Origin of the sequence: Roseisolibacter sp. H3M3-2 (assembly GCF_029211165.1) — a bacterium.
GTDB lineage: Bacteria > Gemmatimonadota > Gemmatimonadetes > Gemmatimonadales > Gemmatimonadaceae > Roseisolibacter.
In genome coordinates this window covers 1-3,096 of record NZ_JARGEK010000466.1, presented here as the reverse complement: position 1 = coordinate 3,096, position 3,096 = coordinate 1, and the positions used below count along the sequence as shown (strand labels likewise).

Sequence of the window (3,096 nt, the reverse complement as noted above, 5' to 3'; positions counted from 1 at the left end):
TCCGCCGGCGCGTGCGCCTCCAGCGCGCGGACGTGCGCGTCGAGAGCGCGCCCCCCGACCTGCGTCCGCGCGTCCCACGCCGCCACCCACGCGCACTCGGGGAGCCCGCTCGCCGCCAGCGCCGCCTGCCGCGCCACCACCGACAGGCGCCACACGAGGCGCTCGCGCGGCCCGCGCGTCAGCGTCGCGCGCCCGGCCTCGCACGCCGCGTACGCGTGCGGCGGCACCCTCAGCTCGGCGGCCATCGCGTCGGGGGTGAGCCCGAGCCGCGCGCGCGCGGCCGCCAGCTCGGCGCCGGTCATCGCGTCGCGCCGCGTCGGGTCCCGTGGTCCGTCATGCGCTGCATGCTACCGCAGGTCGCGCCGCGCCGTCAGCAGGAGGAGCAATCCCACCACCCCGACCGTCGCGTCGGCGGTGCCGAGCGGCGCCCCCTGCGCGGCCCGCAGCAGGAGCGGCACGCCCACCGTCAGCGCCGCCGCCGCCGCGCCCCGCCGCTCCCCCGCCGCCAGCAGGCGCCCGGTGAGCACGAAGCCGACGCAGGTGAGCAGCGCCATCGTCGTCCCGCCGGCGGGCGGGCGCAGCGCCGCGTAGCCGGGGACGCCGAGCGCGCGCAGCAGGAACGCCATCCCGAACAGGAGCAGCCCGAGCGCGCCGGCCACGCTGAACCACCACGCGGCCGGCGGCGCGACCACGCGCACGCGGCGCCGCGCGGGCGCCGCCGGCGCTACCGACGCGAGGTCGTACGCCTCCAGCTCCGGCCGCACCGTGGTCCGGCGCACGGGGCCCTCAGGGGCGGTCCATGATCGGCAGGTACCGGCGCCACGGCCCCACGGCGTCGCGGTACTGCTTGGCCATCACGCGCGCGATCTGCGCCACGTGCCCCAGGTCGTGCGCCGCCCACGTCGCCAGCAGCTGCCGCAGCGTCACCGCGCCGAACGCGGGGTGCACGCCGGTCAGCGCCAGCTCGCGCTCCGTCAGCGCCCAGCCGCGCAGCGTCGCCAGGTTGTCGGCGCGCAGCGCGGCGAACTCGTCGAGCAGCTGCGCCATCGACTTGCCGGCGCTCTCGCGGTACTGCGCGAAGCGGTCGTACGGCGCGAAGGTGCGCGACTCGCCCTGCGCGAGGATGATCCGCGCGCGGGCGATCCAGTCGTCGCGCTCGCCGTGGATGAGGTGGCCGACGTTGTCGAACGCGCTGAACGTGTCGGGCCCCTCGTTCGGCGCCGTCCACGCCTCGGGGAGTCCGCCGAGCAGGGCGCGGAGCGCGGCTGGCGTGCGCTCGAGCACCGCCGCCGCGTCGTCGAGGGCGAACTCCATCAGGGCGCGGCGACGAGGAGCAGCACCAGGAGCGCGACGAGCAGCAGCCCGAGCGTCGTGGCGGTGGCGGCGTGCGAGAAGGGCTGCAGGGCGCGGCGCGACATGGGGGGCTCCGGGTTCGGGTGCCGGCAAGCGTAGCACGCGCGGGACCGCGTCGCCTGTGCCCCGCATGACGTTCGGATGAAGGTTGGATTAAGCGCCCGCCGCCTCCGCCCCCGTCCGCGCCCACCCCTCCGCCGCGTCGGCGTCCTCGAACGGGCGCACCGTCATCGGCACCCCCTCGGCCAGCATGCCGAGCATGCGCATCATGCCGTACGACGCGGGCGAGCCGACGACCACTGCCCAGCGCGACCCGGCGAAGGTGTCGCGCAGCGCCTCCAGCCGCGCCACCAGCTGCTCGACCTGCGGGCGCGTGGACGGCGTCCCGATGCGCCGGTGGTCGGAGAGGATGTGCCACCCCGGCTCGCGCCCCACCGCCTCGGCGGCGTCGGCCACGCACCGGATCATGTCCTCGGCGGAGAACGCGCCCTCGACCTCGGCGCGGATCAGCCGGGCGGCGCGGTCGACGCGGAAGGTGATCGGCATGGCCCCACGGTATCGCGCCCCGCCGTCGGACGCGATGCTGACAGAACGCCGCCTCCCGCGCCGCGCGGCCGCTCCCTACGCTGGACGCATGACTGCCACCGCGATCCGTACCAGCCCGGCCGCGCCCGCCGCGCCCCGCGGCGAGGCGCTCCGCCCGCCCCCGGCGGAGGCGCCCTACTACGTGCCGGCCGCGCACGAGGTCGACGTCTTCCTCCGCTGCCACGCCCGCGGGCTCCCCGTGATGCTCAAGGGGCCCACCGGGTGCGGCAAGACGCGCTTCGTCGAGCACATGGCGTGGCGCCTCGGGCGTCCGCTGGTGACCGTGGCGTGCCACGACGACCTCGCGGCGAGCGACCTCACCGGGCGCTGGCTGATCCGCGGCGGCGACACCGTGTGGGTGGACGGCCCGCTCACCACCGCCGCCCGCGCCGGCGCCATCTGCTACCTCGACGAGCTGGTGGAGGCGCGGCAGGACACGATCGTCGTCATCCACCCGCTCACCGACGACCGGCGCGTGCTGCCGATCGACAAGACGGGGGAGCTGGTCGAGGCGGCGCCCGGCTTCCAGCTCGTGGTGTCGTACAACCCGGGCTACCAGCACGCGATCAAGGACCTCAAGCCGAGCACGCGGCAGCGGTTCGTGTCGCTCGACTTCGACTACCCGCCGGCGGGGGTCGAGGCGGAGATCGTGGCGCACGAGAGCGGGCTCGATCGCGCGCGCGCCGCGGCGCTGGTCACGCTCGCGCACCGCATCCGCCACCTGCGCGACCAGGGGCTGGCCGAGGTGCCGGGGACGCGCCTGCTGGTCGCCACCGCGCGCCTGATCGCCGACGGGATCGCGCCCGAGGAGGCGTGCCGCGTCGCGCTCGCGGGGCCGCTCACCGACGACCCGGACCTGCTGCTGGCGATCGCGGACCTCGTCTCGGCGACGCTCTGAGCGGCGTGCCCGGCGTCCGCGTCCCCGTCCCGTCGCGCCACGCCGTCCGCCGCGCGCTCGCCCGCGCGGCGCGGGGGGCTGCGCGGCTCGGCCCGCCCCCGCTGGCGCCCGACGACGTCGTGGCGCTCGACGACGTGCGCCGGCGGCTGGAGCTGCTGCTGGCGGGGCTGCACGGCCGCCAGATCCGCGTCGACGCGATCGACCCGCCGCCGCGCCGCGGGCTGGCGCGCCGCGCGGCGCTCGCGGTGGCGCGCCTCGCC

At 77.6% G+C, this 3,096-nt stretch carries 5 protein-coding genes and 1 pseudogene; 2 read left to right on the top strand and 4 right to left on the bottom strand.

The window, feature by feature from the left end; translation table 11 throughout:
* From PYV61_RS23100 to PYV61_RS23085, 4 genes and pseudogenes are all read right to left on the bottom strand, one after another.
* Window positions 1-302 (bottom strand): annotated as a pseudogene (locus tag PYV61_RS23100) (hypothetical protein); the annotation flags it as partial.
* Between the two features lie 45 nt (window positions 303-347).
* Window positions 348-779 carry a hypothetical protein gene (locus tag PYV61_RS23095; RefSeq protein ID WP_275836128.1) on the bottom strand — a complete coding sequence of 144 codons (432 nt, stop codon included), beginning with the start codon at window positions 777-779 and terminating at the stop codon, window positions 348-350.
* A 7-nt stretch (window positions 780-786) separates the two neighbouring features.
* Window positions 787-1,314 carry a DinB family protein gene (locus PYV61_RS23090; protein WP_275836126.1) on the bottom strand — a complete coding sequence of 176 codons (528 nt, stop codon included), beginning with the start codon at window positions 1,312-1,314 and terminating at the stop codon, window positions 787-789.
* A gap of 192 nt (window positions 1,315-1,506) precedes the next feature.
* Window positions 1,507-1,899: an STAS/SEC14 domain-containing protein gene (locus PYV61_RS23085; RefSeq protein WP_275836124.1), complete on the bottom strand. Its 393-nt coding sequence runs from the start codon at window positions 1,897-1,899 to the stop codon at window positions 1,507-1,509.
* A gap of 88 nt (window positions 1,900-1,987) precedes the next feature.
* Between PYV61_RS23085 and PYV61_RS23080 the strand changes: the two genes are divergently transcribed.
* Complete coding sequence (locus PYV61_RS23080) at window positions 1,988-2,836, top strand: CbbQ/NirQ/NorQ/GpvN family protein (RefSeq protein WP_275836122.1); 849 nt, start codon at window positions 1,988-1,990, stop codon at window positions 2,834-2,836.
* A gap of 5 nt (window positions 2,837-2,841) precedes the next feature.
* Window positions 2,842-3,096: hypothetical protein (locus tag PYV61_RS23075; RefSeq protein WP_275836120.1), on the top strand; the 255-nt coding region annotated here is incomplete at its 3' end.